This window comes from Nocardia sp. NPDC051929 (assembly GCF_044548645.1).
GTDB classification, from domain to species: Bacteria; Actinomycetota; Actinomycetes; order Mycobacteriales; family Mycobacteriaceae; genus Nocardia; species Nocardia sichangensis.
In genome coordinates, this window is sequence record NZ_JBIUCG010000028.1 from 69,367 (window position 1) to 93,503 (window position 24,137).

15 protein-coding genes, 1 tRNA gene and 1 pseudogene are annotated in these 24,137 nt (G+C 65.7%); 16 read left to right on the top strand and 1 reads right to left on the bottom strand.

Annotated elements, in window-relative coordinates; translation table 11 throughout:
• Positions 1–329: 329 nt before the first annotated feature.
• The 14 genes and pseudogenes from dnaA to ACIHAX_RS32140 all read left to right on the top strand — a co-directional run bounded on the left by dnaA (position 330) and on the right by ACIHAX_RS32140 (position 21,480).
• On the top strand, positions 330–2,258 hold the full coding sequence (gene dnaA, locus ACIHAX_RS32075; RefSeq protein ID WP_355073430.1) for a chromosomal replication initiator protein DnaA: 1,929 nt from the start codon (positions 330–332) through the stop codon (positions 2,256–2,258).
• A gap of 884 nt (positions 2,259–3,142) precedes the next feature.
• Positions 3,143–4,318 (top strand): DNA polymerase III subunit beta, encoded by a 1,176-nt coding sequence (gene dnaN, locus ACIHAX_RS32080; protein ID WP_355073428.1) that lies wholly within the window; start codon positions 3,143–3,145, stop codon positions 4,316–4,318.
• Between the two features lie 243 nt (positions 4,319–4,561).
• A pseudogene (gene recF, locus ACIHAX_RS32085) lies at positions 4,562–5,728 on the top strand (DNA replication/repair protein RecF); the annotation flags it as partial.
• Between the two features lie 464 nt (positions 5,729–6,192).
• Positions 6,193–6,762, top strand: coding sequence for a DUF721 family protein (locus ACIHAX_RS32090; protein ID WP_355073426.1), 570 nt, complete (start codon positions 6,193–6,195; stop codon positions 6,760–6,762).
• Positions 6,763–6,890: 128 nt separating this feature from the next.
• On the top strand, positions 6,891–7,802 hold the full coding sequence (locus ACIHAX_RS32095) for an alpha/beta fold hydrolase (protein WP_397281376.1): 912 nt from the start codon (positions 6,891–6,893) through the stop codon (positions 7,800–7,802).
• 311 nt (positions 7,803–8,113) lie between these two features.
• Positions 8,114–10,159 (top strand): DNA topoisomerase (ATP-hydrolyzing) subunit B, encoded by a 2,046-nt coding sequence (gene gyrB, locus ACIHAX_RS32100; RefSeq protein WP_356963234.1) that lies wholly within the window; start codon positions 8,114–8,116, stop codon positions 10,157–10,159.
• A 70-nt stretch (positions 10,160–10,229) separates the two neighbouring features.
• Positions 10,230–12,746 (top strand): DNA gyrase subunit A, encoded by a 2,517-nt coding sequence (gene gyrA, locus ACIHAX_RS32105; RefSeq protein WP_355073421.1) that lies wholly within the window; start codon positions 10,230–10,232, stop codon positions 12,744–12,746.
• Between the two features lie 39 nt (positions 12,747–12,785).
• The gene (locus ACIHAX_RS32110; protein WP_364434370.1) at positions 12,786–13,970 is read left to right on the top strand and encodes a DUF3566 domain-containing protein; all 1,185 of its coding nucleotides are present in this window, start codon (positions 12,786–12,788) and stop codon (positions 13,968–13,970) included.
• 222 nt (positions 13,971–14,192) lie between these two features.
• Positions 14,193–14,266: transfer RNA gene (locus ACIHAX_RS32115), tRNA-Ile, on the top strand.
• A 124-nt stretch (positions 14,267–14,390) separates the two neighbouring features.
• Positions 14,391–15,635 (top strand): site-specific integrase, encoded by a 1,245-nt coding sequence (locus ACIHAX_RS32120; protein WP_364434373.1) that lies wholly within the window; start codon positions 14,391–14,393, stop codon positions 15,633–15,635.
• An 86-nt stretch (positions 15,636–15,721) separates the two neighbouring features.
• Positions 15,722–16,681 carry a hypothetical protein gene (locus tag ACIHAX_RS32125; protein WP_364434376.1) on the top strand — a complete coding sequence of 320 codons (960 nt, stop codon included), beginning with the start codon at positions 15,722–15,724 and terminating at the stop codon, positions 16,679–16,681.
• Positions 16,682–17,745: 1,064 nt separating this feature from the next.
• On the top strand, positions 17,746–18,669 hold the full coding sequence (locus ACIHAX_RS32130; RefSeq protein WP_364434379.1) for an abortive infection family protein: 924 nt from the start codon (positions 17,746–17,748) through the stop codon (positions 18,667–18,669).
• Positions 18,670–19,845: 1,176 nt separating this feature from the next.
• The gene (locus ACIHAX_RS32135) at positions 19,846–20,052 is read left to right on the top strand and encodes a hypothetical protein (RefSeq protein ID WP_364434382.1); all 207 of its coding nucleotides are present in this window, start codon (positions 19,846–19,848) and stop codon (positions 20,050–20,052) included.
• A gap of 615 nt (positions 20,053–20,667) precedes the next feature.
• Positions 20,668–21,480 (top strand): hypothetical protein, encoded by an 813-nt coding sequence (locus ACIHAX_RS32140; RefSeq protein ID WP_364434385.1) that lies wholly within the window; start codon positions 20,668–20,670, stop codon positions 21,478–21,480.
• Between the two features lie 328 nt (positions 21,481–21,808).
• Here ACIHAX_RS32140 and ACIHAX_RS32145 read toward each other — a convergent pair whose 3' ends face one another.
• A complete protein-coding gene (locus ACIHAX_RS32145) occupies positions 21,809–22,051 on the bottom strand; it encodes a hypothetical protein (protein WP_364434387.1) in 243 nt (80 codons plus the stop codon).
• 152 nt (positions 22,052–22,203) lie between these two features.
• Here ACIHAX_RS32145 and ACIHAX_RS32150 point away from each other — a divergent pair, with 152 nt between their 5' ends.
• On the top strand, positions 22,204–23,019 hold the full coding sequence (locus ACIHAX_RS32150; RefSeq protein WP_364434390.1) for a hypothetical protein: 816 nt from the start codon (positions 22,204–22,206) through the stop codon (positions 23,017–23,019).
• On the top strand, positions 22,997–24,121 hold the full coding sequence (locus ACIHAX_RS32155) for an XRE family transcriptional regulator (protein WP_364434523.1): 1,125 nt from the start codon (positions 22,997–22,999) through the stop codon (positions 24,119–24,121). Before ACIHAX_RS32150 ends, ACIHAX_RS32155 begins: the two co-directional genes overlap by 23 nt.
• Positions 24,122–24,137 lie beyond the last annotated feature (16 nt).

Sequence of the window (24,137 nt, forward strand, 5' to 3'; positions counted from 1 at the left end):
ACCCCTAGCCATCGCGCACCCCGCACCACTAAGGTACGTAGCCAGGCGATTGCTGCAGAACCCCAGGTCGTGGCGTTGCCCTTCCCGCGCGTACGCGCGTTTCACAGTTCCCGAGGGTTCTCCACATCTGTGGATAATTGTGTGGAAAGACCCCTGGAGTGGCATATTCGTAGGGCCGACGGTGCCACGCCGCTGTCCAGATGGGGGACCCGGGCAGCGTCCGAACCGGTTACGGACGTACGCAGGATTACGGGATCCATCCCGAGCATCACATTCCACGCGTGCCCCGGCCGTCTGCTCCTATCGACCTACTCCGGGGAGGAAACTGCATGGACGACGAGCAGAACGTGCTGGCCACGGTGTGGCCCGAGGTTGTCACCGAGCTGACCACCGGGTCGCCCGACGGCGCTATTCCTCCGGTGACCCGAGCACAGCAGGCTTGGCTGAAGCTGGTCAAGCCGCTGACGGTCGCACAGGGGTTCGCGCTGCTCTCCGTGCCCTCGTCGCTGGCCCAGGAGGCCATCGAACGCGATCTGCGCGAGCCCATCCTCCGTTCCCTCGGCCGTCGGCTCGGGCCTCAGGTGGAAGGGCTCGGCGTTCGCATCGCCGCCCCGACCACCCCGACCGTCGACCGGCAGACCAACACGCCGCGGCACGCGCGGATGACGAGCAGGCCGGAGCGCAACCGAGAGGGCCGTGCTCCCGCCGCCTACCCGGGTTCGGAGTTTCCCGGTCGCGATGCCTACCCGGGGCCACGTTATGCACAGCCCACCGACTTTCCTGCGGCGCCCGCGTACCACGACGGCTCCGACTACCCGGGCACCGAATACGGGCAGGACTTCGCGCCGCCGGAGGAGTACCGCCAGCCGGAGTACGCGCACGCCGACTATCCACCGCGCGGTGAGTACGCCACGACGGCCGAGCTGCCCATGATGTCCGGGCCCGACGCCGCGCCGCGCCGCGAACCCGGGCTTCCGCCGCGGCGAGAGCCCGCCATCCCTCCGGGGCAAGAGTCACTGTTCAATCCGGAGCCGTCGCCGAGCGGTGTGCGCGGCCCGCTGCGCGCGCCGATGCGCGAGACCACCGACGACGACACGGGCTTGGCGCACGATCCGGTGCGCGAGCCGGTGGGTGACCGCGACCAGGACGACGAGCCCGTGGTCAATGTCCGCAACTCCTGGCCCACTTACTTCGCCAAGTCGCAGGAAGCACCCGCTCCGTCGACGTCCTCGGCAAGTCTGAACGCGAAGTACACCTTCGAGACCTTCGTCATCGGCGCGTCCAACCGCTTCGCGCATGCCGCGGCCGTCGCCATCGCCGAAGCCCCGGCTCGGGCCTACAACCCGTTGTTCGTCTGGGGCGCATCGGGGTTGGGCAAGACCCATCTCTTGCACGCGGCCGGCCATTACGCACAGCGTCTCTTCCCCGGCATGCGGGTCAAGTACGTCTCGACCGAAGAGTTCACCAACGACTTCATCAACAGCCTGCGTGACGACCGCAAGGTCGCGTTCAAGCGCCGCTACCGCGAGACCGACATCCTGTTGGTCGACGACATCCAGTTCATCGAGGGCAAGGAAGGCATCCAAGAGGAGTTCTTCCACACCTTCAACACCCTGCACAACGCCAACAAGCAGATCGTCGTCTCCTCGGATCGTCCGCCCAAGCAACTGGCCACACTCGAAGAGCGGCTGCGGACCCGATTCGAATGGGGACTGATCACCGACGTACAGCCGCCGGAGCTGGAGACCCGCATCGCCATCCTGCGGAAGAAGGCGCGGATGGACCGGCTCGACGTACCGCACGACGTGCTGGAACTGATCGCAAGCCGGGTGGAGCGCAACATCCGCGAGCTGGAGGGCGCGCTGATCCGGGTGACCGCGTTCGCCTCGTTGAACGGCCAGCCGCTGGACCTTCCGCTGGCGGAAGTGGTGCTGCGCGATCTGATGCCGGACACCGCGGCCCTGGAGATCAACGCGGCCACGATCATGGCCGTCACTGCGGAGTATTTCAACACCACACTCGAAGAACTCACCGGTCCAGGTAAGGCGCGGCCGCTGGCCCAAGCCAGGCAGATCGCCATGTACCTCTGCCGCGAGCTGACCGACCTGTCCCTGCCGAAGATCGGCCAGGCATTCGGCCGCGACCACACCACGGTGATGTACGCGGAGAAGAAGGTACGCAAGGAGATGACCGAGCGGCGCCGCGTCTACGACCAGGTGCAAGAACTCACAGCCCGGATCAAGCAGCGCTCCCGCTGAGCGCTATCCACATCTGAGCACCGCCCCTGACCTGGGGCGGTGCTTTTTTGTGGGTTGTGGATTCCTCGAGGAATCCTTGTGGAGTCCTCGAGGAATCCACCGGTTTGTCCACGGATCCGTGCACAGGTCGGGGCAACCGCTCCCTCGAGTTCACTCACAGGGCGAATTCAACAGTTTCCCCAGGCAGAGTTGCGCACAGCCGCTGACCAGGGGAGTGTCCGGATCGGGCCTTGTGGAATCCTCGAGGAGTCCGTGTGGAGTCCTCGAGGATTCCTCGAGCTGTCCACGATCTCGTGCACATGTGTGAACAACCGGGTGAATCCGGTGGAACAACTCGAGGAGCGCTCGGGGATGAATCTGGGACAACCACGGAATCTCCACAGACGCCTCGTGTTCATCCTCGAGACACTCCATGGCCATCCCCACGGCACCACGCCCCCTGAACAGCGGTTTCGGCCGCAGTCCACAGAATCCACAGCGCCTACTACTACTTCAGTTCTTTTCATTAGAGATCTCTCTTCAAAACAGGGTGTGTGGAAAGTCGGTCGAGCGACGCACTTCGCCGTCCGCTCCCGGTTTCCGGCAAAGAAGAGGGACCGACCCGGAGCGGGATCACCCGTCCCGACGACCGATCGCCGGCGGCGTCCGCCCGACCACCGCACGCCCGGCCCGATCTCCCTCGCCGCCCCGCTCGTGTCCGCTCGTGGCTCGGCCATCGGCGGCACCGGAGGGTCGGGCTAGGTGCATGTCCCTCGCGCGGGTACGGTTTGATGTCGGTCGCCTGTGCCAGACTTCGAAGGCGGCCGATTCGGCAGGACCCTTTCGAGCACCGACACTGACGAGCCGACAACAGATCACGGAACCGGGAGAGGACAGATCGGGCGATGGAGCTTGCAAGCATGAAGTTTCGGGTCGCCCGCGAGGATTTCGCCGAGTCCGTCGCCTGGGTGGCGCGCAGTCTTCCGTCCCGGCCGCCGGTTCCGGTACTCGGCGGTGTGCTGCTGGTCGCCGACGAGGACGGCTTGACCGTCTCCGGCTTCGACTACGAGGTCTCCGCACAGGTACGGGTCGCGGCCGAGGTCGCGGGTCCCGGGCAGGTGCTGGTCTCCGGTCGTCTGCTCGCCGACATCACCAAGGCGCTGTCCAACAAGCCCGTCGACGTCTCCGTCGACGGCACGCGCGTGCTGATCACCTGTGGCAGCGCGAAGTTCTCCCTGCCGACCATGCCGGTGGAGGATTATCCCCAACTTCCCGAGGTGCCTCAGCAGACCGGTGCACTGAGCGTGGATGTCTTCGCCGAGGCGGTCGGTCAGGTCGCCGTCGCCGCCGGCCGCGACGACACCTTGCCCATGCTGACCGGTATCCGGGTGGAGATCGAGGGATCGCAGGTCGTGCTCGCGGCCACCGACCGGTTCCGCCTCGCCGTCCGGCACATCGAATGGCAGCCCGCACGCGCAGATATCGAGACTTCGGTACTCATTCCGGCCAGGACGCTGTCGGAGGCCGCCAAGACGCTCGGACCCTCCGACGCGCCCGTCCAGCTGTCCCTTGGCACCGGTGCGGGGTCGGACGGCCTGCTCGGCATCGTGAACGCGGGCCGCCGGACCACCACCCGCCTGCTGGACGCGGAATTCCCCAAGTTCCGCCAATTGCTCCCCAAGGAGCACACCTCGATCGCCACCCTGGCCGTCGCCGCGCTCACCGACGCCATCAAGCGCGTCGCGTTGGTCGCCGAACGCGGCGCGCAGGTGCGGCTGGAGTTCTCCGCCGACGGCCTGCTGCTGTCGGCGGGCGGCGACGATGCCGGCCGGGCCGAGGAGTGGCTGGAGGCGGATTTCCGCGGCGAATCCCTGACCATCGCGTTCAATCCCGGTTATCTCATCGACGGCCTGTCCGCGCTGCACGCCGACCGGGTCACCTTCGGCTTCACCACGCCGAGCAGGCCCGCCGTGCTGCTGCCCGCGTCGGAGGAAGAGCCCGAGGTACTCGACTCGGGGACGTTCGCGGCGCTGTCGAGCCCGTACATCTATCTGCTGATGCCGGTCCGGCTCCCGGGCTGATCGCCTGTGCACGATCTGGTTCCCGGCGGATCCGCTCCGCGTGATCCAGCGCGGGTGAGCGGTGCCGTCGCTGGAGAATTCCCAGCGACGGCAGAGAAATCGGTCGCCGCAAAGCGGAGGATCCACTTTATCCACAGGTGTTCCACAGGGGTATGGCTCGCCGAGCGGCATGCGCAGGACGCGCCAGCAATGCTTCCACCGGCGGAAATGTCCGCTTCGACGCAGGCAGGGGCGCGATAGCGGATGTTCGTCCGAGCTCTGTCGCTGCGTGACTTCCGCTCGTGGGAGCATGCCGAACTGGATTTATCCCCAGGTCGAACCGTTTTCTTGGGATCGAACGGCAACGGCAAGACGAACCTGCTGGAAGCGATCGGCTACCTGGCCACGCTCGGGTCGCATCGCGTCGCCACGGAAGCTCCGTTGATCCGGACCGGGACCGAGCGCGCCCGGATCGGCGCCACGGTGGTCAACGCCGGCCGCGAGCTGCGCATCGATGTCGAGCTGAATCAGGGCAGTGCGAACCGCGCGCAGATCAACCGCTCGCCGGTCCGCCGGACCCGGGAGATCCTGGGGATCCTGCAGACGGTGTTGTTCGCCCCGGAGGATCTCGCTCTGGTCCGCGGCGATCCCGGGGAACGCCGTCGATTCATGGACGAGTTGTGCACAAGTCGCCTCCCCCGGCTGGCCGCGGTCCGCAGCGACTACGACCGGGTGCTGCGCCAGCGCTCGGCGCTGTTGAAAACCGCTGGGCGACAGGCCAGGTCGAAGGCCGACCTGAGCACTCTGGACGTGTGGGACGGGCACCTCGCCGAGCATGCGTCCGTCCTGCTCGTCCAACGGCTGCGTTTGGTGCACGATCTCGCGCCCTATCTCGCCCAGTCCTATGCGTCGATCGCCCCCGAATCCCGGCCCGCGTCGATCGCGTATCGCAGCGCCGCGCTTCCCCCCGAGTTCCTGGATCCGGCCAGGCCTCCACGCCCGGAGGACACCGAGGAGCTCGCGGCGATCATGCTGCGTGAACTCGCCGCCGCGCGTCCGAGGGAACTCGAACGTGGTGTCTGCCTGATCGGTCCGCACCGCGACGACCTGGACCTGGTGTTGGGCGATTCGCCCGCGAAGGGGTTCGCCAGTCACGGCGAGTCCTGGTCGTTCGCGCTGGCATTGCGCTTGGGCGCGTTCGAGCTGCTGCGCGCCACCGGCGCCGAACCGGTCCTGCTGCTCGACGACGTGTTCGCCGAGCTCGACCGGCGTCGCCGCGCCGCGCTGGCGGCCGTCGCCGCGAGCGCGGAACAAGTGCTGATCACAGCGGCCGTGCCGGAGGACGTGCCCGGCGAACTCGCCGCGCTGCCGCTGCGCGTCGAGACGGCGGGTGGCCCCGACGGCCGTGTTTCGCGGATCCTCGCCGAGGATCGGTCCGGCAGCGGAGGTTTCGACGGCAAACAACGGCAGGACCACGCCACGCCTCCGGCAGCCGAGGGCGAACGTGATCCGGTCACCGGATCGACGGAATCGCGGGCGCCCTAGCCATCCACAGGCGAAGTGGACAGAATCGCCATACACCGCCCCGGTCCACTACAGTGACCTCTCGTCGGGATCGTCGATCGAGTTCTCAACAGTTGAGACCGATTCCCCAACACCTGTGGAAAACTCGTCCGGTCACGCTTGCCCGCTTCCCCGAAACCTCACCCAGCAACAGCTGAGCAAGTCATCGAACTTTGCCGGAAAAAGCCAGTTTGGGCGGGGAACAGAGCGTTCAAACCGCTGCCTGCGGCAGGCAGTAGGCGGGATTCTCGATGCAGGCAACCTTGTGCGACGGCTGGGGACAACTCGATCGAAGCTGGGGACAAATCATCGGACGCGGAGAAAGAGGGGCGATGAGCGATCAGCCTCCGGAGCCCGGATCCGCCGAATCCACCGGACCGGAACCCGAACTGCGCGGAATCGACCTGGCCCGGCGTGCCCTGGAGGAAGCGCGTGCGGCGGCACGGGCGAGCGGAAAATCCGTCGGTCAGGGGCGTTCCTCGCCTCAGCGCAGGCTGCGAACGGGTGGCCGCAGACGAACCGGATGGTCGGGCGCGGGTCCGGATGATCGCGATCCACAGTTGTTGTCCAAGCTGGCCGGCTCCATCGCCAGGAGCCGCGGCTGGTCGAACCGAGTCGCCGAGGGCATGGTCTTCGGTCGCTGGGCGGGCGTGGTCGGCGAGGACATCGCCGCGCACGCCACACCGGTCACCCTGAAGGACGGCGTATTGAGTATCTCCGCCGAGTCGACCGCCTGGGCGACGCAGCTGCGGATGCTGCAAAGCCAGATCCTCGCGAAGATCAATGCCGCGGTCGGGCAGGGGGTGGTGACCTCACTGAAGATCTCGGGGCCCGCTGCGCCGAGCTGGCGCAAGGGCGAGCGTCATATCAAAGGTCGCGGACCGCGCGACACCTACGGATGACCACGGTGGCCAGTATCTGATACCGAGTGTTACGTTTATTCGGGGCGTTTCACGTGGAACGCCCCGGTTCGACGTCCCATCGGAAGCCCACGGCGTCGGATCGAAGCGTCCGCGCAGAAGGAATCTCGATGACGATCACCACCTCGGTCGGCCCGTTCCCCGCGACTGCGACCCGGACGGTTCACCGAGGCGACGTCGAGCTCGCGGTCTACGAGTGCGGCAATCCCGAGGGTGTTCCGATACTGCTGATCCATGGTTGGCCCGATACTCATCTGCTGTGGAGCCGGGTGGCGGGCCTGCTCGGCGGCCGTCATCGCGTGATCGCCTTCGACAACCGTGGCGCGGGGAGCAGTTCGGCGCCGGAAGCGGTCGAGGCCTACCGGATCGAAGAGCTCGCGGCGGATGTCCGCGCGGTCATCGCCGCGGTCGCGCCCGGTGAGCGGGTGCACGTCCTCGGGCACGACTGGGGATCGGTGATCGGGTGGGAGTTGGTGGCCGCTACGGACGCCGCATCCGTCATCGCGTCCTTCACCTCGGTGTCCGGTCCGAATCTGGATTTCCTCGGCGCCTATCTGCGTGGACCGCTCACCTCGGCGCGGCTGCGCGGCGCGCTGACCCAAGCCGTGGCCTCGGCCTACACCGTCGCCTTCCAGATCCCCAAGCTGCCGGATCCGGCACTGCGCGTGTTGTCCAGCCGCTGGCCGCGATTCCTCGCGTTCTTCGACGGCCTGGACCCCGCGCTGGTAGAGACGGCGCCGACGCTGCGCACAGATATGGTCAACAACCTGAAGCTCTATCGAGCGAACATCCGGACCCACCTGCGTCATCCCCGACCGCGCCCGATCGAGGTGCCCGTCCAGTTGATCGTGGCCACCGGCGACCGCGCCGTGCGGCCCGTGGTGAACGCCGAGGCCGACCGGTGGGTGCCGCATCTGAGCCGGGTCGAGATCCCGGCGCGGCACTGGTCGCCGATCTCACACCCAGCGGAGCTGGCGCGCCACACCGCCGCGTTCATCGCTCGGGTCGACGCCGCTCGCTGATCCCGGGCGCTCGAAGGTTCGCCCTGCCAACGCATCTCTCAGCCCACTTCTGATGGATCGAAACCGGCGGGAGGCGGAACCGAGTCACCGAATTCCGATTTCTCGCATCCACGCCGCCGTGAGGGGTGTCGGAGGTGGGTTGTAAGTTGGCTGTACCAGTAGGATGGTGACGTAACTAGCGGCGATACCTTCGGCGCGTTCCGCACAGTCCGCGCGTGGACCCTAATTCTCCAGCAGGCATCACCAGGGCCCCACGTGTGCTGTCCGATCGCTCTATGCCGGGATCAGCAAGTAAGGAGAGCTACCGACCAGTGGCTGCCAAAGACTCCAACGCATCGGGTTCGACCAGAGCGACCGGGAAGCAGGACTACGGTGCCTCCTCCATCACGGTTCTCGAGGGACTCGAGGCGGTTCGCAAGCGTCCGGGCATGTACATCGGCTCCACCGGTGAGCGCGGTCTGCACCACCTGATCTGGGAGGTCGTCGACAACTCCGTCGACGAGGCGATGGCCGGATACGCGACGAAGGTCGAGGTCACTCTGCTGGCCGACGGCGGCGTCGAAGTGATCGACGACGGCCGCGGCATCCCGGTGGAGATGCACGCGCAGGGTATCCCGACCATCGAGGTCGTCATGACCCAGCTGCACGCGGGCGGCAAGTTCGACTCCGAGTCCTACGCGGTGTCCGGTGGTCTGCACGGCGTCGGCATCTCCGTGGTCAACGCGCTGTCGACGCGGCTGGAGGCCGAGATCGACACCGGTGGCTATCACTGGACCCAGGAATACAAGGACGCGAAGCCCGGCAAGCTCATCCAGGGCGAGCCGACGAAGCGGACCGGTACCACCATCCGGTTCTGGCCGGATCCGGACATCTTCGAGACCACCACCTTCAACTTCGAGACCGTCGCGCGCCGGTTGCAGGAGATGGCGTTCCTGAACAAGGGTCTCACCATCGTCCTCACCGACCAGCGGGTCAGCGACACCGAGATCACCGACGAGGTGGTCAGCGAAACCGCCGAGGCGCCCAAGCACGCCGAAGAGGGCGCAGCGCCCGCCGAGCACAAGGTGAAGTCCCGGACCTACCACTACCCGGGCGGTCTGGAGGACTTCGTCCGTCACATCAACCGGACCAAGCAGCCGATCCACAACTCGGTCGTCGCGTTCACCGGTAAGGGCACCGGCCACGAACTCGAGGTCGCGATGCAGTGGAACTCCGGTTACTCGGAGTCGGTGCACACCTTCGCCAACACCATCAACACCCATGAGGGCGGTACGCACGAAGAGGGCTTCCGCGCGGCGCTGACCACTGTGGTCAACAAGTACGCCAAGGACAAAAAGCTCATCAAGGAGAAGGACGGCAACCTCACCGGTGACGACATCCGGGAGGGCCTGGCCGCCATCGTGAGCGTCAAGGTCGGCGAGCCGCAGTTCGAGGGCCAGACCAAGACCAAGCTGGGCAACACCGAGGTGAAGTCGTTCGTGCAGCGCACCTGCAACGAGCACCTCACCCACTGGTTCGAGGCCAACCCGGCCGACGCGAAGACCATCGTCAACAAGGCGGTGTCCTCGGCGCAGGCCCGCGTCGCCGCCCGCAAGGCCCGCGAGCTGGTGCGCCGCAAGTCCGCCACCGACCTGGGCGGACTGCCCGGCAAGCTGGCCGACTGCCGGTCGAAGGACCCGAGCAAGTCCGAGATCTACATCGTGGAGGGCGACTCCGCGGGCGGCTCGGCCAAGTCCGGCCGCGACTCGATGTACCAGGCGATCCTGCCGCTGCGCGGCAAGATCATCAACGTCGAGAAGGCGCGCATCGACAAGGTCCTCAAGAACAACGAGGTCCAGTCGATCATCACCGCGTTCGGCACCGGCATCCACGACGAGTTCGACATCAGCAAGCTGCGGTATCACAAGATCGTGCTGATGGCCGACGCCGACGTCGACGGCCAGCACATCTCCACGCTGCTGCTGACCCTGCTCTTCCGCTTCATGCGCCCGCTGGTCGAGCATGGGCACGTCTACCTGGCGCAGCCGCCGTTGTACAAGCTGAAGTGGCAGCGCAGCGAGCCGGAGTTCGCCTACTCCGACCGGGAACGCGACGGCCTGCTGGAACGCGGTCTCGCCGCGGGCAAGAAGATCAACAAGGACGACGGCATCCAGCGCTACAAGGGTCTGGGCGAGATGAATCCGAAGGAACTCTGGGAGACCACCATGGATCCCAGTGTCCGGGTGCTTCGTCAAGTGACGTTGGACGACGCGGCCGCGGCCGACGAGTTGTTCAGCGTGCTGATGGGCGAGGACGTGGAGGCCCGCCGCAGCTTCATCACCCGTAACGCCAAGGACGTCCGCTTCCTCGACGTGTGACCTGCCCGAGGCGCCGCCGATGGCGGTGGCGCCCGGCAGTTTTCGCACGTCAGCCCGTTAAGGAGACTTCATGACCGACATCACCCTGCCGCCGGACGGTGCGGGCGACCGCGTCGAACCGGTCGATATCCAGCTGGAGATGCAGAACAGCTACATCGATTACGCGATGAGCGTGATCGTCGGCCGCGCGCTACCCGAGGTGCGCGACGGCCTCAAGCCGGTACATCGCCGCATTCTCTACGCCATGTACGACAACGGGTACCGGCCTGATCGCGGATACGTGAAGTCCGCGCGCCCGGTGTCGGACACGATGGGTAACTACCACCCGCACGGCGACTCGGCGATCTACGACACCTTGGTGCGTATGGCGCAGCCGTGGGCGATGCGCTACCCGCTGGTGGACGGCCAGGGCAATTTCGGCAGTCGCGGTAACGACGGCGCGGCGGCCATGCGTTACACCGAGTGCCGCCTCACGCCGCTGGCGATGGAGATGTTGCGCGAGATCGACCACGAGACGGTCGATTTCGTCCCCAACTACGACGGCAAGACGCAGGAACCGGTGGTCCTGCCGAGCCGCGTGCCGAACATGCTGATGAACGGCAGCAACGGCATCGCGGTCGGCATGGCGACCAACATCCCGCCGCACAACCTGACCGAGCTCGCCGCCGCCATCTACTGGGCGCTGGACAACCACGCCGCCGACGAGGAGGCCACCCTCGCCGCGTGCATGGAGCGGATCAAGGGCCCGGACTTCCCGACCGCGGGCCTGATCGTAGGCACCCAGGGCATCCACGACGCGTACACCACCGGCCGCGGTTCGATCAAGATGCGCGGTGTCGTGGAGATCGAGGAGGACAATCGCGGCCGCACCACGATCGTCATCACCGAGCTGCCCTATCAGGTCAACACCGACAACTTCATCAACGCGATCGCCGAGCAGGTCAAGGACGGCAGGATCGCCGGGATCGCCGACATCCACGACGAGTCCTCCGACCGCGTCGGCCTGCGCATCGTGGTGACGGTCAAGCGTGACGCCGTCGCCAAGGTCGTGCTGAACAACCTGTACAAGCACACCCAGCTGCAGACCAGCTTCGGCGCCAACATGCTGTCCATCGTCGATGGCGTGCCGCGCACGCTGCGCCTGGACCAGATGATCCGGTTCTACGTCAACCACCAGTTGGACGTCATCGTCCGGCGCACCAGGTACTTGCTGCGCAAGGCGGAGGAGCGGGCGCACATCCTGCGCGGCCTGGTCAAGGCGCTCGATGCGCTCGACGAGGTCATCGCGCTGATCCGCCGCTCGGCCAACACCGACACCGCGCGCACCGGCCTGATGCAGCTGCTCGACATCGACGAAATCCAGGCGACCGCGATCCTGGACATGCAGCTGCGGCGGCTCTCGGCGCTGGAGCGGCAGAAGATCGTCGACGATCTGGCCAAGATCGAAGCCGAGATCGCCGATTACAAGGACATTCTCGACAAGCCGGAGCGGCAGCGCGCGATCGTGCGCGACGAGCTGGCCGAGATCGTGGAGAAGTACGGCGACGATCGGCGCACCCAGATCGTCTCGGCGGACGGTGACGTGGCCGACGAGGATCTGATCGCTCGCGAAGACGTGGTCGTCACGATCACCGAGACCGGCTATGCCAAGCGCACCAAGACCGATCTCTACCGCAGCCAGAAGCGCGGCGGCAAGGGCGTGCAGGGCGCGGGCCTCAAGCAGGACGACATCGTCAAGCACTTCTTCATCACCTCGACGCACGACTGGCTGCTGTTCTTCACGAACAAGGGCCGGGTCTACCGCGCCAAGGCCTATGAACTGCCCGAGGCCAACCGCACCGCGCGCGGCCAGCACGTGGCCAACCTGCTGGCCTTCCAGCCGGACGAGAAGATCGCCCAGATCATCCAGATCAAGTCCTACGATGACGCGCCGTACCTGGTGCTCGCCACCAAGAACGGCCTGGTGAAGAAGTCGAAACTGACCGACTTCGACTCCAACCGCAGCGGCGGCATCGTCGCGGTGAATCTGCGCGACGAGGACGAATTGGTCGGCGCCGTGCTCTGCTCGGCCGACGACGATCTGCTCCTGGTCTCCGCTCTCGGCCAGTCGATCCGGTTCTCGGCCACCGACGAGGCGTTGCGTCCGATGGGGCGCGCCACCTCCGGCGTGCAGGGCATGCGGTTCAACGACAGCGATGAGTTGTTGTCGCTCAACGTGGTCCGCGCCGGCACATATCTGCTGGTCGCCACGTCCGGCGGTTACGCGAAGCGGACCGCGATCGAGGAGTACACCGCGCAGGGCCGCGGTGGTAAAGGTGTATTGACCATCCAGTTCGACGCGAAACGTGGCACCCTGGTCGGGGCGCTCATCGTCGACGACGAAGATGAGTTGTACGCGATCACCTCCGGGGGCGGCGTCATCCGGACGGCGGCTAAGCAGGTTCGTAAGGCTGGACGACAGACCAAGGGCGTGCGATTGATGAACCTCGCCGAGGGCGATACCTTGCTTGCGATCGCGCGCAATGCCGATGAGCCCGATCCCGATCAGGTCTCCGGTGGCGGCGACACCGGCTCCTCCGAGAAGTAACCCAACAGCGGCGGCAACGAACGGATCTAAGGATTCCCATTGACCACTCCGAATCAGCCGAATGACGAGCGGCACCAGACGAACGGTGTGACCGAGCGGATCGCACCGTCACCGATTCCGCCGCGGCCGATCCCACGGCCGGTCGCCTCGGCCGAGAACGGTCAAGGCCAGCAGAGCGGCGGCCAGCCGGGCGGTCACCCTGGTGGCGGCCATCCCGGTGGGCCGCAGCCGGGTGGTCCGCAGGGCCAGTCGAACGGGCCGCAGTCCGGCGGTCATCCGGGTGGCCAGCCGGGCAACCAGCCCGGCGGCAACCAGCCGCGCGAGATCCGCGATCCGCAGGTCGCGCAGCAGCAGGGCGCGCCCGACCAGGCGCCCGGAGGCGACGGCCAGGATCGCTTCGACCAGAAGACGACTCGGATCCCCAATCAGGCCCCGCAGTCCGCGCCCGAGAGCGAGGACAAGCAGCCGGTGGGCGCCGCCAATGGCGGACAGCAGTCGCCGTATCAGGATGGGTGGGCGCAGCTGCCGCAGCGGGAGCCGCAGTCCAACCTGTACCGCCCGGGGCAGGCCCCGGTCACCGGCCGCCCGACCTCGGGCGGTGCGGGCGGCGGCCTCGGCGGTAGCACGTCCAACGCGCGTACCACCGCCGACTTGGCCGCCAAGGCGGCGCGCAAGGAAGCGGCGATGGTGAAGTCCGTCGGCATCGACGGCCCCACCCGCAGCATCGCGCGGCCGGAACTGATCAAGGACATGCCGGACCTGTCCGAGATCCGGCATCCGCTGCCGCAGACCGAAGCCGCGGGCCAGCAGTCCGGGCCGGTTTCGCCCGCGGTTCCGGTCGCGGTCGCGGCGGTCGCCTCCGGCGAGCCGCTGCGGGCCACCGTGCAGATCCGTCGCATCGACCCTTGGTCGACGCTGAAGATCTCGCTGGTCATCAGTGTGGCGATGTTCTTCGTGTGGATGCTGGCGGTCGGCCTGCTGTACATCGTGCTCGAGGGCATGGGCGTGTGGGAGCGGCTGAACAACACGTTCACCGACATGGTGTCCCAGGACAGCGGTTCGGTGGGACTGATCGACGCGGGCACCGTGTTCGGGTACGCGGGCGTGATCGGCTTGATCAACGTCGTGCTGTTCACCGCGCTCGGCACCGTCGGCACCTTCATCTACAACCAGTGCTGCGACCTCGTCGGCGGCATCCAGGTCACCCTGGCCGACCCCGACTAGTCCCGGAACGTCCAGACGGCCGGTACTCGCCCAACGGGCAGAGTGCCGGCCGTTTTCGTGGATGCTGTCGCCTGACGGACTGTCATACCGGCGGCGCTGGACAGCGGCTGTCGCTGCCGCCGCAAGTGCGCCTCGCTAAGGCTTCTACCAGCCGTTTTGGTTCAGTGGATAGGTGTTGTGTAGTCTCTACACGTCGTTGTTCATGCAAACAACACAAACTACGGGCCTATAGCTCAGGCGGTTAGAGCGCTTCGCTGATAACGAAGAGGTCGGAGGTTCAAGTCCTCCTAGGCCCACCCACGAACCTGCAGGTCAGGACCACATTCGCGGCTCTGAGCACCTGCGTTATGTCACAATGGTGTCACAGCAGGGCTTTTGACCCGCATCTCGAGGCGTTTCCGACCCAGGAGACACCTTCACATGTTCACTCCGCGCCCCCGGCGCCGCTCCGACGGTTCGATCGCCTGGCAGGTCCAGTTCGAGTACGAGGACGAGGATGGCGTCCGTCGCCGCTCCTCGGAAACATTCGACGACTTCGCGCCCGCGGAACGCTGGGCCGGACTCGTCGATCGCATCGGCGTCCACGAGGCGCTGAAAGTGCTGGAAGTCCAGCGCCGCGATGGCAGCGGTGTCCGCTTGACCGACTGGCTGACCCGCTACACCGACCGGCTGCGCGGCGTCTCCGAACCTGTCCGGCGCAAGTACCACGCCTACATCCGCAACGACATCGCGCCGTTCTTCGGCGACACCACCGTCGACGCCGTCACCCAGGATCTCGACGCCGCGTGGATCGGATACCTGGAACAGGACAAGGGCAACTCACCCAAGACCATCCACAACAAGCACGGCTTCCTCTCGGGCGGGATGCGGGCGGCCACGCTGGAACGACCCGAACCGCTGATCACCTACAACCCCTGCGCGGGCATGCGGCTGCCCCGCCACGACGCGCCCGAACTCGACATCTTCGACAACGACGAGTGGGAACTGTTCGAACAATTGCTCGGACAGCGCTGGCGCGCGCTGGCGGAGTTCGGCCTGGTATCCATGGCCCGGCCCAGCGAGATCTTCGCCCTGCTCGTCGACGACATCGAGCCCGACACCGGTGCGGTGCGCATCAGCAAGGCGTGGAAGGACAGCGGCAGCCGCCTCACCCTCGGCAAGCCCAAGACGAAACGCGGCGTGCGCACGATTCACGTGCCGCTGGCGACACTCGAGCGACTGGACCTCGATCGTCCCGGCGACGAGCTGCTGTTCCACACCGTCAACGACACGCCGATCACGGCGGGCTACTTCCACAATCGCGGCTGGCAGCCCGCGTTGCGCCGACTGAAGGCCCTCGCGGAAGGTGATTTCGAGCCGTTCAGCAAGAAGGCGTTGTGGCGCGGCGCGAGCCCCGAGCAGTTGATCGCCCACTACGGCAAGGCGATCACAACACTGCAGCGCAAGCGCCTGACTCCGTACACGCTGCGGCACACCGGCATCTCGTGGAAGTTGCAGGACGGCGTACCGATCTTCGTGGTCTCCCGTGACGCCGGACACGAATCGGTCACCATCACCGACCGCCGCTACGGCCACAACGACCGCACCGCGAGCGCCTCCGCGGCCCAGGTCATCGCCGCGCGACTTCCCCAAGTCCGCGCGCGCATGCTCACCCTCGTCGCCTGACCGACCGCATCCAGCCCCCTGATCCGCATTCCGTTCCATTCCAGAGATGGAATGGAACGGAATGCAACGGAATGGAATGGAATCCCATGCTGACAGCCGTTGACCTCGCGGCGACCGGCACCGAACCGGCCCGCTGCCACTTCCCCCACTGCACAGCCCCCGTCCCGCCACGCGCACCCGGACAGCCCGGAGCACCGCGCCAATACTGCGACAACCCCGAGCACAACGCGCAGAAGGCACTGCGCCGCCGGATGAAAGAAGCCGACCGCGATGCCAGCGCTGCACCCACGCGGCCGTCGCTGCGGCCGGTCACCGACGGCATGCTCACTCTCGCCGCGCTTCTGGACCGCTACGAGCACCTTCGAGGAGACCTCGCTGCGGTCGCCACCGACACCGCCGAGCTGATCACCGAACTGACCGACCCGGGCGTGGTCGACCGGGAGATCGCCGAGATCCAGCGCGAGGCCACCCGCCGCATCACCGCCGCCGAACAAGCCCGCGCCGACGCCGAGCAAGCGGCAGCGACGATGCGCGAGCGCCTCGATCGAGCCGTCGAGCTCGAACAGCTCGCCATCGCCGCTGCCGAGGAAGCGACCGAGAATGCCGAGCAGGCCACCGCCCGCCTCGCGCAGGTGGAGTCGGAGGCAGCGGCGCGGATCGCCGAGGCCGAGGCGGACCGGGACCGGGTGTATGAGGAAGCCGAAACGGTACTCGCCGAGATGCGCGGCCACGTCGACAACGCTCGCGTCGCACACGCGCGAGCCGAGGCAGAACGCGATGCGGCTCGTCAGCAAGTCGAGTCGACCGCTGCGGAGAACCAGCGGCTAAGTGACCAACTCGACCACGAGAGAACCGAACACCGCCAGCAGCTCGAACGCCGGGATGCCGACTACTCTCGCGCGATCACCGCAGCCCACGCAATGGCCGACCGCGCGGCCCGCGAGCACCGTCAGCAGCTGACCGAGGTGCTACGCGGAAACAGCCACGGGGAACAACCGCCCGTTCTGCGCGCGGGCGCAGCTGGCGAGGACGATGACGATCGCTGACTCATAGGTCTCACCGTTCGCAGGTGGACCCGGCACCGCCCTGGGTTCGGGCCAGGAGGATAAAACTCCTGGCCCGAACCCAGGGCGCACCCGTCACGCTCCTGCTCATCCTCCATCAGGACAACGCGGCGAGAGACCCAGTGCGCTAGATCCATCATTGCAGTCGGGAGAACACCTGGAGGACTCGTCTCCTTGCCCTGCGGATCGTGCGGCATCGCGGCGTTGACGAAGAAACTCGGACCAGATTCGGGCCGATTCCGCAGACGTAGGTCCGCCGTTGAGCGGCGGTTCAGGGTTCGGCGCAGGACGCAGGTGAAGTGTCATGCATTCTTTGACGTGCCCGCTGCTAAGCCGGTTCCGCTGTCGCCGATGCTCTCAATGCGCGTTGGCGCACGGCGGTCCGACGGATTCGCGGTGAGGCCCCGGTTGCACCTGCCGGTCACGCTCTCGCCCAACTCGATCGCGAGCTCGACGCGCACATGGTCACGCAGCGCGACGGTGTCCGTAGTCGCTCAGCGGAATCCGCTGGTCAAGCGCTGGGCTCGGTAGCTGTGGTACGACGTATACCGCGGCCATCCCCAGGAACTCGACAGTTGATCAACACGTGCAGCCAAGTTATCCACAGCTGCGTGCACAGCTCGGTTTGGTGTTAGCCGGTGGGGTCGCCTAGGTTCGCCCTCAGTTGCCCAGCGACAGAGGAAATTCGACGCCGCGATGGGGAGATATGTGTGTTTCACATCGCTGTTTCACGGCGCTCTTTTGCGTCGGCCCTCATGGCTAGGCTTCCACCCACCGAACGTCGATTGCGGCTTCCGCATCCCGGAACCGCTGTGTCGCTATCGACCTCGGCACCAGCGCGGCCCCCGCCTGGGCATAGGCAGGGGCCGCAGTACACCTACACCTCCACTGTGTCAACCGATGAAAGGAAGTACAGGCAGCATGAGCTTATCGGTCGAGCCTGACAACACCCAGCCGTATCCCGTCGATCCGAAAGGGCCGGAGACCCATCCTCTGGTGGTGTTGTCTCTGACGCCGGGCTTGTCAGTGGCCATAAAGGTGGCGTCATGACCCGGTCCGAGTTGGTGAACAAACGCACTCGGGAGGCAGTGCGTGATCAGATGAGCGGCACTGTGCTGCGCGAAATCGACGAGATGTGGCAAGACGAACTCTTCGCTCCACCGGAGCAAGATCCTGAGCCGGTCGGCGGTGAGCGTGTGACCCGCTTTCAGGGGTACCTGGATCAGGTCGACTGGACTGACCCGGGACAGGTCTCCCGCGCGCTACGCGTTTTCGAAGTGGCGCTACGACATCTCTTCCACCATCCCTGGGCGCCTGACTGGGACCCCTCCGAGAACATCGAGCGACTCCGAAGGCTCTTCGCGCGTGACGGCTATACCTTTGACAACCAAGGCCGGATCACTGGCGGGCCGCCGATCGTGCTGAGGCGGGAGGATTTGGGCGATCTCCGCGACGCAACGGTGATCTTCGAGCACCTGGACCGTATCGATCATGCCGTTGCCCGAGACGACCCTGCGCTGGCGATCGGTTCAGCGAAAGAACTTGTGGAGAGCACTGCGAAACTCGTGCTCCGGGAGCGGGGCGTGCCTTTCGACAGCGGCCACGACCTTCCGAAGCTCGCCCGTATGGCCGAAGAAGCGCTACTGGTCCATCCCTCCCAGGCAAAGCCCGGACCGGACGACTCCTCGACCATCCGGAAGGTACTCGGCGCAGCGCTCACGATCACTAGCGGAATCGCCGAGCTGCGAAACGACTATGGCACCGGCCATGGACGAGACACTGCTCCGTCGGGCCTGGGACCTCGTCATGCGCGGCTGGCTGTGAACGGGGCACGGCTGTGGTGTCAGTTCATGCTCGACACCCTCGCCGATTCGAAGGCCCCCTGGCGTGGCACCGCGCCGGCCGGTGCTGGCGGCGCTCTCAACGACCAGCGCGTGGAGGACCAGAACGCATCGGAGCCGATCTTGTAAATCCGAAATGATGGGGTGTGGGTCGTTGTCCGGCCAACAGGAGATCGCGCGTTCGCTGCGAGGGCCGGCGGCGATCCACCCCCTGTCAGCTTCTGCACCGCGGCGGGGAAGCCAGTCGGCCGCGCCATTGCTGCGGGACAGGCGGTCGATTTCACCGTGTGGCCCGGCTACGTCAACCGAGAGGCGCTCTGGGAAGCGCTGGTGGAGTAAGCCGACGCCGCGGCCGAGCTGCGCAGCATGGCCGACTACCTCGCCGAGGGCAACCTCACCGCGGTCGCGGCACGTGACGACGCGATCGCCCAGCGCCAGGCCGCCGCCAGCCACTGCACTTTCTGCGGGACGGCGTACCCCGGGGGGCGCGATGACCGACACCGAAGCCGTCGACTTGCACGCCATCGCTCGCCTCGACGACGCCGCGGATGCGGTCGCGATCTTTACGCCTGCGAGTTGTTCCACAGCGCCGACGGCAGCCTCTACGGCCGCCACGTCAGCTGCCGATGGGAATTCATTGCTACCGGACCTGGTGCGGCGGCCAGCCTCGACGCGCTCGACCAGGCGCTCACCGCCGCCGGGTACACCCGCACCAGCGACTGGCGGCGCAAGACGTGCGGTACTTCACCGTCGCCACCATCCGAATCGAGGACATCTGACCGACCCGTGAGGAGCCGCACTGCGACAGCCCTGGACTCGTTTCCGGGCTGTTCGTCGTGTTCGGCTACTTCCTGATTCAGACTGATCGAACCCCGGCTGGTACAGATCCGAACAGGTGTACAAGAAGTTCGCCGCGCATCCGAACACGGCGGTGACAAGCCGACGATCAAGCGCAGCGACACCAAATCCGTGTGCTTCACACCGGATAGAGAAGTGCCGCTATCCCGGGTAAACGTCGACCGGCGACCGGGCGATGGACCGGTTGGGTGACGGGATCTGGTTAGTCCTCAAGCCGTTTCGGATACTGCACCGCGCGACCGCGGGAGGGTCGGCGTAGGTATGCGTCGGCGAACTCCACTAAACTCTCACGGGTCCGACTCGGCAAGCTTCACGCTATCCGATTCCAGGTGCATGACGCCGTTCCCGGTCTCCGATCGGGATCGGGATGGCCCCGATCCGGGCCGCTCGCAAGGGCGGTCGGATACGCCCTTCGCGGGCGGTCATACACCTCTAAGGAACCGAACAGTGGAAGACCACGGATCGGATGTTCCGAAGGCGAAAACCCCTTGGTGGGTCCGCCTGAGGAAAGCGGTCGTTAAGGGAGTTCAGATCGGCTCGTTCATGCTGAACGTCGAGCGGCTTCTCGAAAGAGAAGCGGACGCCAGCTGGATGACCACTGTCACTCAACTGGCGTCCGCGATGGTGCACGCGGTACTGGATTTCCTGCCCTGATCCACGTGTCCCGGTGTCCAAGAGCCCGGCGTAGGTCTGCAGCCTCGTCGGGCTTCTTGGCTCTCAGCGTTTGATTGCGCCGTGCAAAGTTAACCCGTTACGTTGACGACTTTACCAGCGGCCCGTGCATTTTGTGATCCGGGTCACGATGTGTCGAGTAGCTCAGATCACACCAAATCTGGACTCAACCACAGTTGATCTTCACAAAACCACTGGTCGAGCCACTTCAACCTTGAGCTATCGCGCGGCGAGTAATACCTCTCAGCTATATGTCACTCTGTGACGAAAACGGCCGATTGGCAACCTTTTACCGCTAGCTTTACCGCTAGCTTTTACCGGGCCTTCCCGGGGGTCCTTCATCGCGTCGGCGGTCAGGCTGCGGGCGACCTGGGACGCGCTTATGCAGTGAGCGGCACTCAGCCACCTGCGACTTGCCCGATTGCGATGGCGTCGGCGAAGTCTGGGAGGACGCTGTCGAGAGCTGGGTGGAAGGCTGTGCTCACGCCGACGACGGTTCCGCCGAGTTTCCGGATATAGTCGGCGAGCTCGAGGTCGCATTGATCCCAGCACACGGACCCCGGCGGTGAAGCGGGCGGCCCCGTACATTTTCAGCGCATGAGCTTTCTGGATGCGATCTCGGCTGAGCGCGCCGAGCGGATCAGGCACGACCATGAGAAGACGAGCCAGCGGCTCGAATGGCTGGGCTCGCCGCACCCGCCAGCGGCAGGCAGCGCACTGGCCGGGGACGACAGGCTCTACCCGGCGTGGCCGACAAGTCAGGTCGCGCTCCAAGGGCTCATCTCAGCAACCGATCACCTCAGCCTGTTGTTCGAGTCGGTCCAGGTCCGGACCCGACCTATCGCACAGTTCACCCCGGCGCGGGCTTCCCTGTTCGCGGCATCGTGCACCATCTGGGTACTGAGTCCGAAACTCCGTGCGGACCGCCAGAGTCGCGCACTCTCTCTTGCCCATGAAGATTTCCGACAACTGCGAGCGTTGGTGACCGATATCGAAGGTGGCTCGATGGCGAGGCTCCTCACGCCTGAGCAGGCTTCCGCTGTGCGGACATACGTCGACACGCAGGTCAGCACAATCGAGCAGGTTCAAGGCTTCGACGGTGGAAAGCCCAGCGACACCCAGATTATCGAGCAGGCCGCCGCGTACATCGATCCCCAGAATGAAGGCGCCGCGCACGCCCTCAAGTTGCTGTGGCGCGTCAACTCTGGCCACGCCCACGGCCTCGGCTGGCCAGAACTACTGCGACACCCAGAGATCGTGTCGAGGAGCCAGAGCGATCCGAGCATCTACTACCGACAGGTCAAGGCTGATCCCGATGCCATCGCGCAGGCCATTGAAGCCGCCACCCTCGCCAGCGACGTGGCATTCCGGCTCTACCAACAGCGAGCAGCCTCACCCACATGTGACTGAAAGACGAGAGTCTCAAACCGATTCTGTCTCGAAACCAAGATCAAAAAATTCTAAGTCTGGTCAGACCCATCTTCACGATCAGCCTCAGGGCGGTTCACACCTGCATAGAGGCCCTTCCATGTATGTGACATGGCATCGAGTCTTGGCTGCTGTGACCGTGCCTGACATCTCGAGGCAGTCGCCGCCCACTACCAATTGCACGCTCGGCTGGCCATGTGGCCCCGGTGGCAAGCGGAGCTCGTGCGGCAGCGCCTTCAAGGCAACCCAGTCTGCGTAGTCACGCGCGCAGCGACGTCCACCAACCGCCGTCCACCAACGGGTCGGCCGATCAGCTCAGCAACGCTTCCAGATTCCCGCTGCGCCAGTAGGTGCCCCACGAGGCGAGCTCCTTGGGAGTGAGCATCCGCTCCGGCCGGAGCTGAAACCGCACGCCCTGAACGTCGACGTGGGTGTAGTGCTTGTCCCCCGTCGCGAAGTCGAACGTCACATCGCCGGGCCGCAGGGCTGTGGTCAGCTCGTCGTCGGCCGAGGCGTTGACCAAGTACTGGATCACCTCGATCTCGCTCGGCACAGGACCTCGCCATGACAGCACGAACCCTGGGTCGATCGGGCTGGGCCACAGATGAAATCCCAGGCTTCGTCCGAGAGGCCCGATGGAATCCAGCAGCAGGCTCAAGACCCGCCCGGCCACCTCGAAGGTGTGGGCATCTTCTCGCCGCGGCGATGAGGTCCTGCTTCGCGCGCCTGCCGTCATGCCGCGCGATCTTCCTCTCCTGCCCCGTCAATACCGCGACGGCACGCCGCAAAACCCACGCATCTGCGATCCGCAACCAGCCCTGTGACCGCCATGGTCGAACGGATGTACGTATTAACTTTTGTCGTGATAATATCTGCGCCATGATTAAGGTTCATGTGGAGCGTGTCCGTGCGGCCTTGTCGGATCTGTGTGAGCCGCTACACGACACGTTCACGTGGGCTGAGCAGATCCGTCGGGAGCGGCTGCCTGAACTCGACGAGGCCGAGCTCTATGGTTGGCATGCGACGCACACGATCCGCGCACTGGCCCACCACAAGCTTCGGCAGAAGAAGGGTCTGCTGGGTGCGTGGAAGCTGAGTGGCAAACATTCGCAGAACGGTGCGTTGTGGTTGACCGATGACAACTACCGGGTGCAGTTGCTTCACGCGCACGCCGACGACCACATCCCTCCGCCTGGCACGAACGCGGCGCGGCGGGCGTATTACAGCAATCCGCCGCTGCCGCGTCAGCTGTCTTTGACCGGGGAGGCGAACGACCGTCTGCTGGGGCTGTGGCGTATCGATCCGGAGTTGGCGACACCGAGCTTCCGGATCGTCCGTACGATCGGCCCGTGGAAGTGGGGCGAGAAGGCGAAGGTCGATCTCGAGTTCGTGCTTCCCGAGACGGCTGAGGAGTTGTCGGATCTGGAGTTTCAGCCGACCGATGAGGGGCTGGATCTGTTGATGCCGCCCGCGGATGGCGACGAGGAAGGCGGTGGTGATGCTCGCGGCGTCTCCGGGTGAACGGATACGCGCGCTGCGTGAGCTATTCGGGTTCACGCAGAGGCAGCTTGCTGAGATGACGGGGTTGGGACAGTCGCGGTTATCCGATGCCGAGAATCAGTTCCGCGATGTAACCGACGCGGAGCTGGAAGTCATCGCGACAGCGACCGGGACACCGCTGAGCTTTTTCTACGTCGAGTCGAACGCGATTCCGCTGGATTCGCTGCGCTTTCGCAAGCTGGCAGGCGCGAGCATCACGATGACTCGCCGGATACATCGCTGGTATCGCGAGAGCTACCGTGTGTCTGACGGGCTGATCACCGAGAGCAAGTACCCTGTCGCCGACCTACCTTTCGTCACTCAGGAATCGGTTAGTGACGACGAGATCAACGAGTTGGCCGACCAGACGCGGGAATCGCTGCGGCTCGCTCCGGACGCGCCGATTCCCCACCTGACGCGGGCACTGGAACGTGCAGGCGTCGCAGTGGCCCCCATCGTTCCTCCCCACATCGACGGTGATGAGGCGCCTGCGGGGGGCGGGCATTTCGGCGCGTCGTATTGGGGCGGTCTGGGCGCTAGTGCCCTGGTGGGATTCTTCCCTGGAACTCACGGCGATCGGCAGCGATTCACGATCGCGCACGAGGTGGGGCATTTGGTGCTGCACTCTTTTCGTCCCCGTGCGGCCGACCCGGAAGGCGAGGCGAACAAGTTCGCCGCCGCCTTGTTGGTGCCCCGGTCACGCGCTGTCGAAATCCTCTCCGACGCGACGACCCTGACCGACTTCGGACGGATCAAGGCAACGTGGGGTGTATCGATGCAAGCACTGATCATGAGGGCTTCAGCGCTGGAGTTGATCACCGACAGCCGCAAACGGTCATTGTTCGTGCAGTTATCGGCCAAAGGATGGCGACGAGAAGAACCTGTGGAGGTCGGCAACGAGAGTCCGTTGCTGCTGTGGACACTTCTCAGCCGACGGTTCGGGCCGCGGCCGTACCGCGCCGCCGCCGACGCCCTCGCAATTCCCCCGGCCGTGCTGCGATCGGTGGTGCCCACGCCTTACGAAAACCGCGGCGGCAAACCCACCACGGGATCGGTCTACGCCCTCGGTTCAAGCTCCAGCTAGGCGGATGCCGTTGTCG

What these genes read in the sequence shown, in the direction of transcription:
- dnaA (WP_355073430.1), top strand. Translation starts at nt 330, where the DNA reads ATGGACGACGAGCAGAACGTGCTGGCCACGGTGTGGCCCGAGGTTGTC.
- ACIHAX_RS32120 (WP_364434373.1), top strand. Translation starts at nt 14,391, where the DNA reads ATGTTCACTCCGCGCCCCCGGCGCCGCTCCGACGGTTCGATCGCCTGG.
- ACIHAX_RS32090 (WP_355073426.1), top strand. Translation starts at nt 6,193, where the DNA reads ATGAGCGATCAGCCTCCGGAGCCCGGATCCGCCGAATCCACCGGACCG.
- ACIHAX_RS32095 (WP_397281376.1), top strand. Translation starts at nt 6,891, where the DNA reads ATGACGATCACCACCTCGGTCGGCCCGTTCCCCGCGACTGCGACCCGG.
- ACIHAX_RS32140 (WP_364434385.1), top strand. Translation starts at nt 20,668, where the DNA reads ATGAGCTTTCTGGATGCGATCTCGGCTGAGCGCGCCGAGCGGATCAGG.
- ACIHAX_RS32155 (WP_364434523.1), top strand. Translation starts at nt 22,997, where the DNA reads ATGCTCGCGGCGTCTCCGGGTGAACGGATACGCGCGCTGCGTGAGCTA.
- ACIHAX_RS32130 (WP_364434379.1), top strand. Translation starts at nt 17,746, where the DNA reads ATGACCCGGTCCGAGTTGGTGAACAAACGCACTCGGGAGGCAGTGCGT.
- dnaN (WP_355073428.1), top strand. Translation starts at nt 3,143, where the DNA reads ATGGAGCTTGCAAGCATGAAGTTTCGGGTCGCCCGCGAGGATTTCGCC.
- ACIHAX_RS32150 (WP_364434390.1), top strand. Translation starts at nt 22,204, where the DNA reads ATGAGGTCCTGCTTCGCGCGCCTGCCGTCATGCCGCGCGATCTTCCTC.
- gyrA (WP_355073421.1), top strand. Translation starts at nt 10,230, where the DNA reads ATGACCGACATCACCCTGCCGCCGGACGGTGCGGGCGACCGCGTCGAA.
- ACIHAX_RS32125 (WP_364434376.1), top strand. Translation starts at nt 15,722, where the DNA reads ATGCTGACAGCCGTTGACCTCGCGGCGACCGGCACCGAACCGGCCCGC.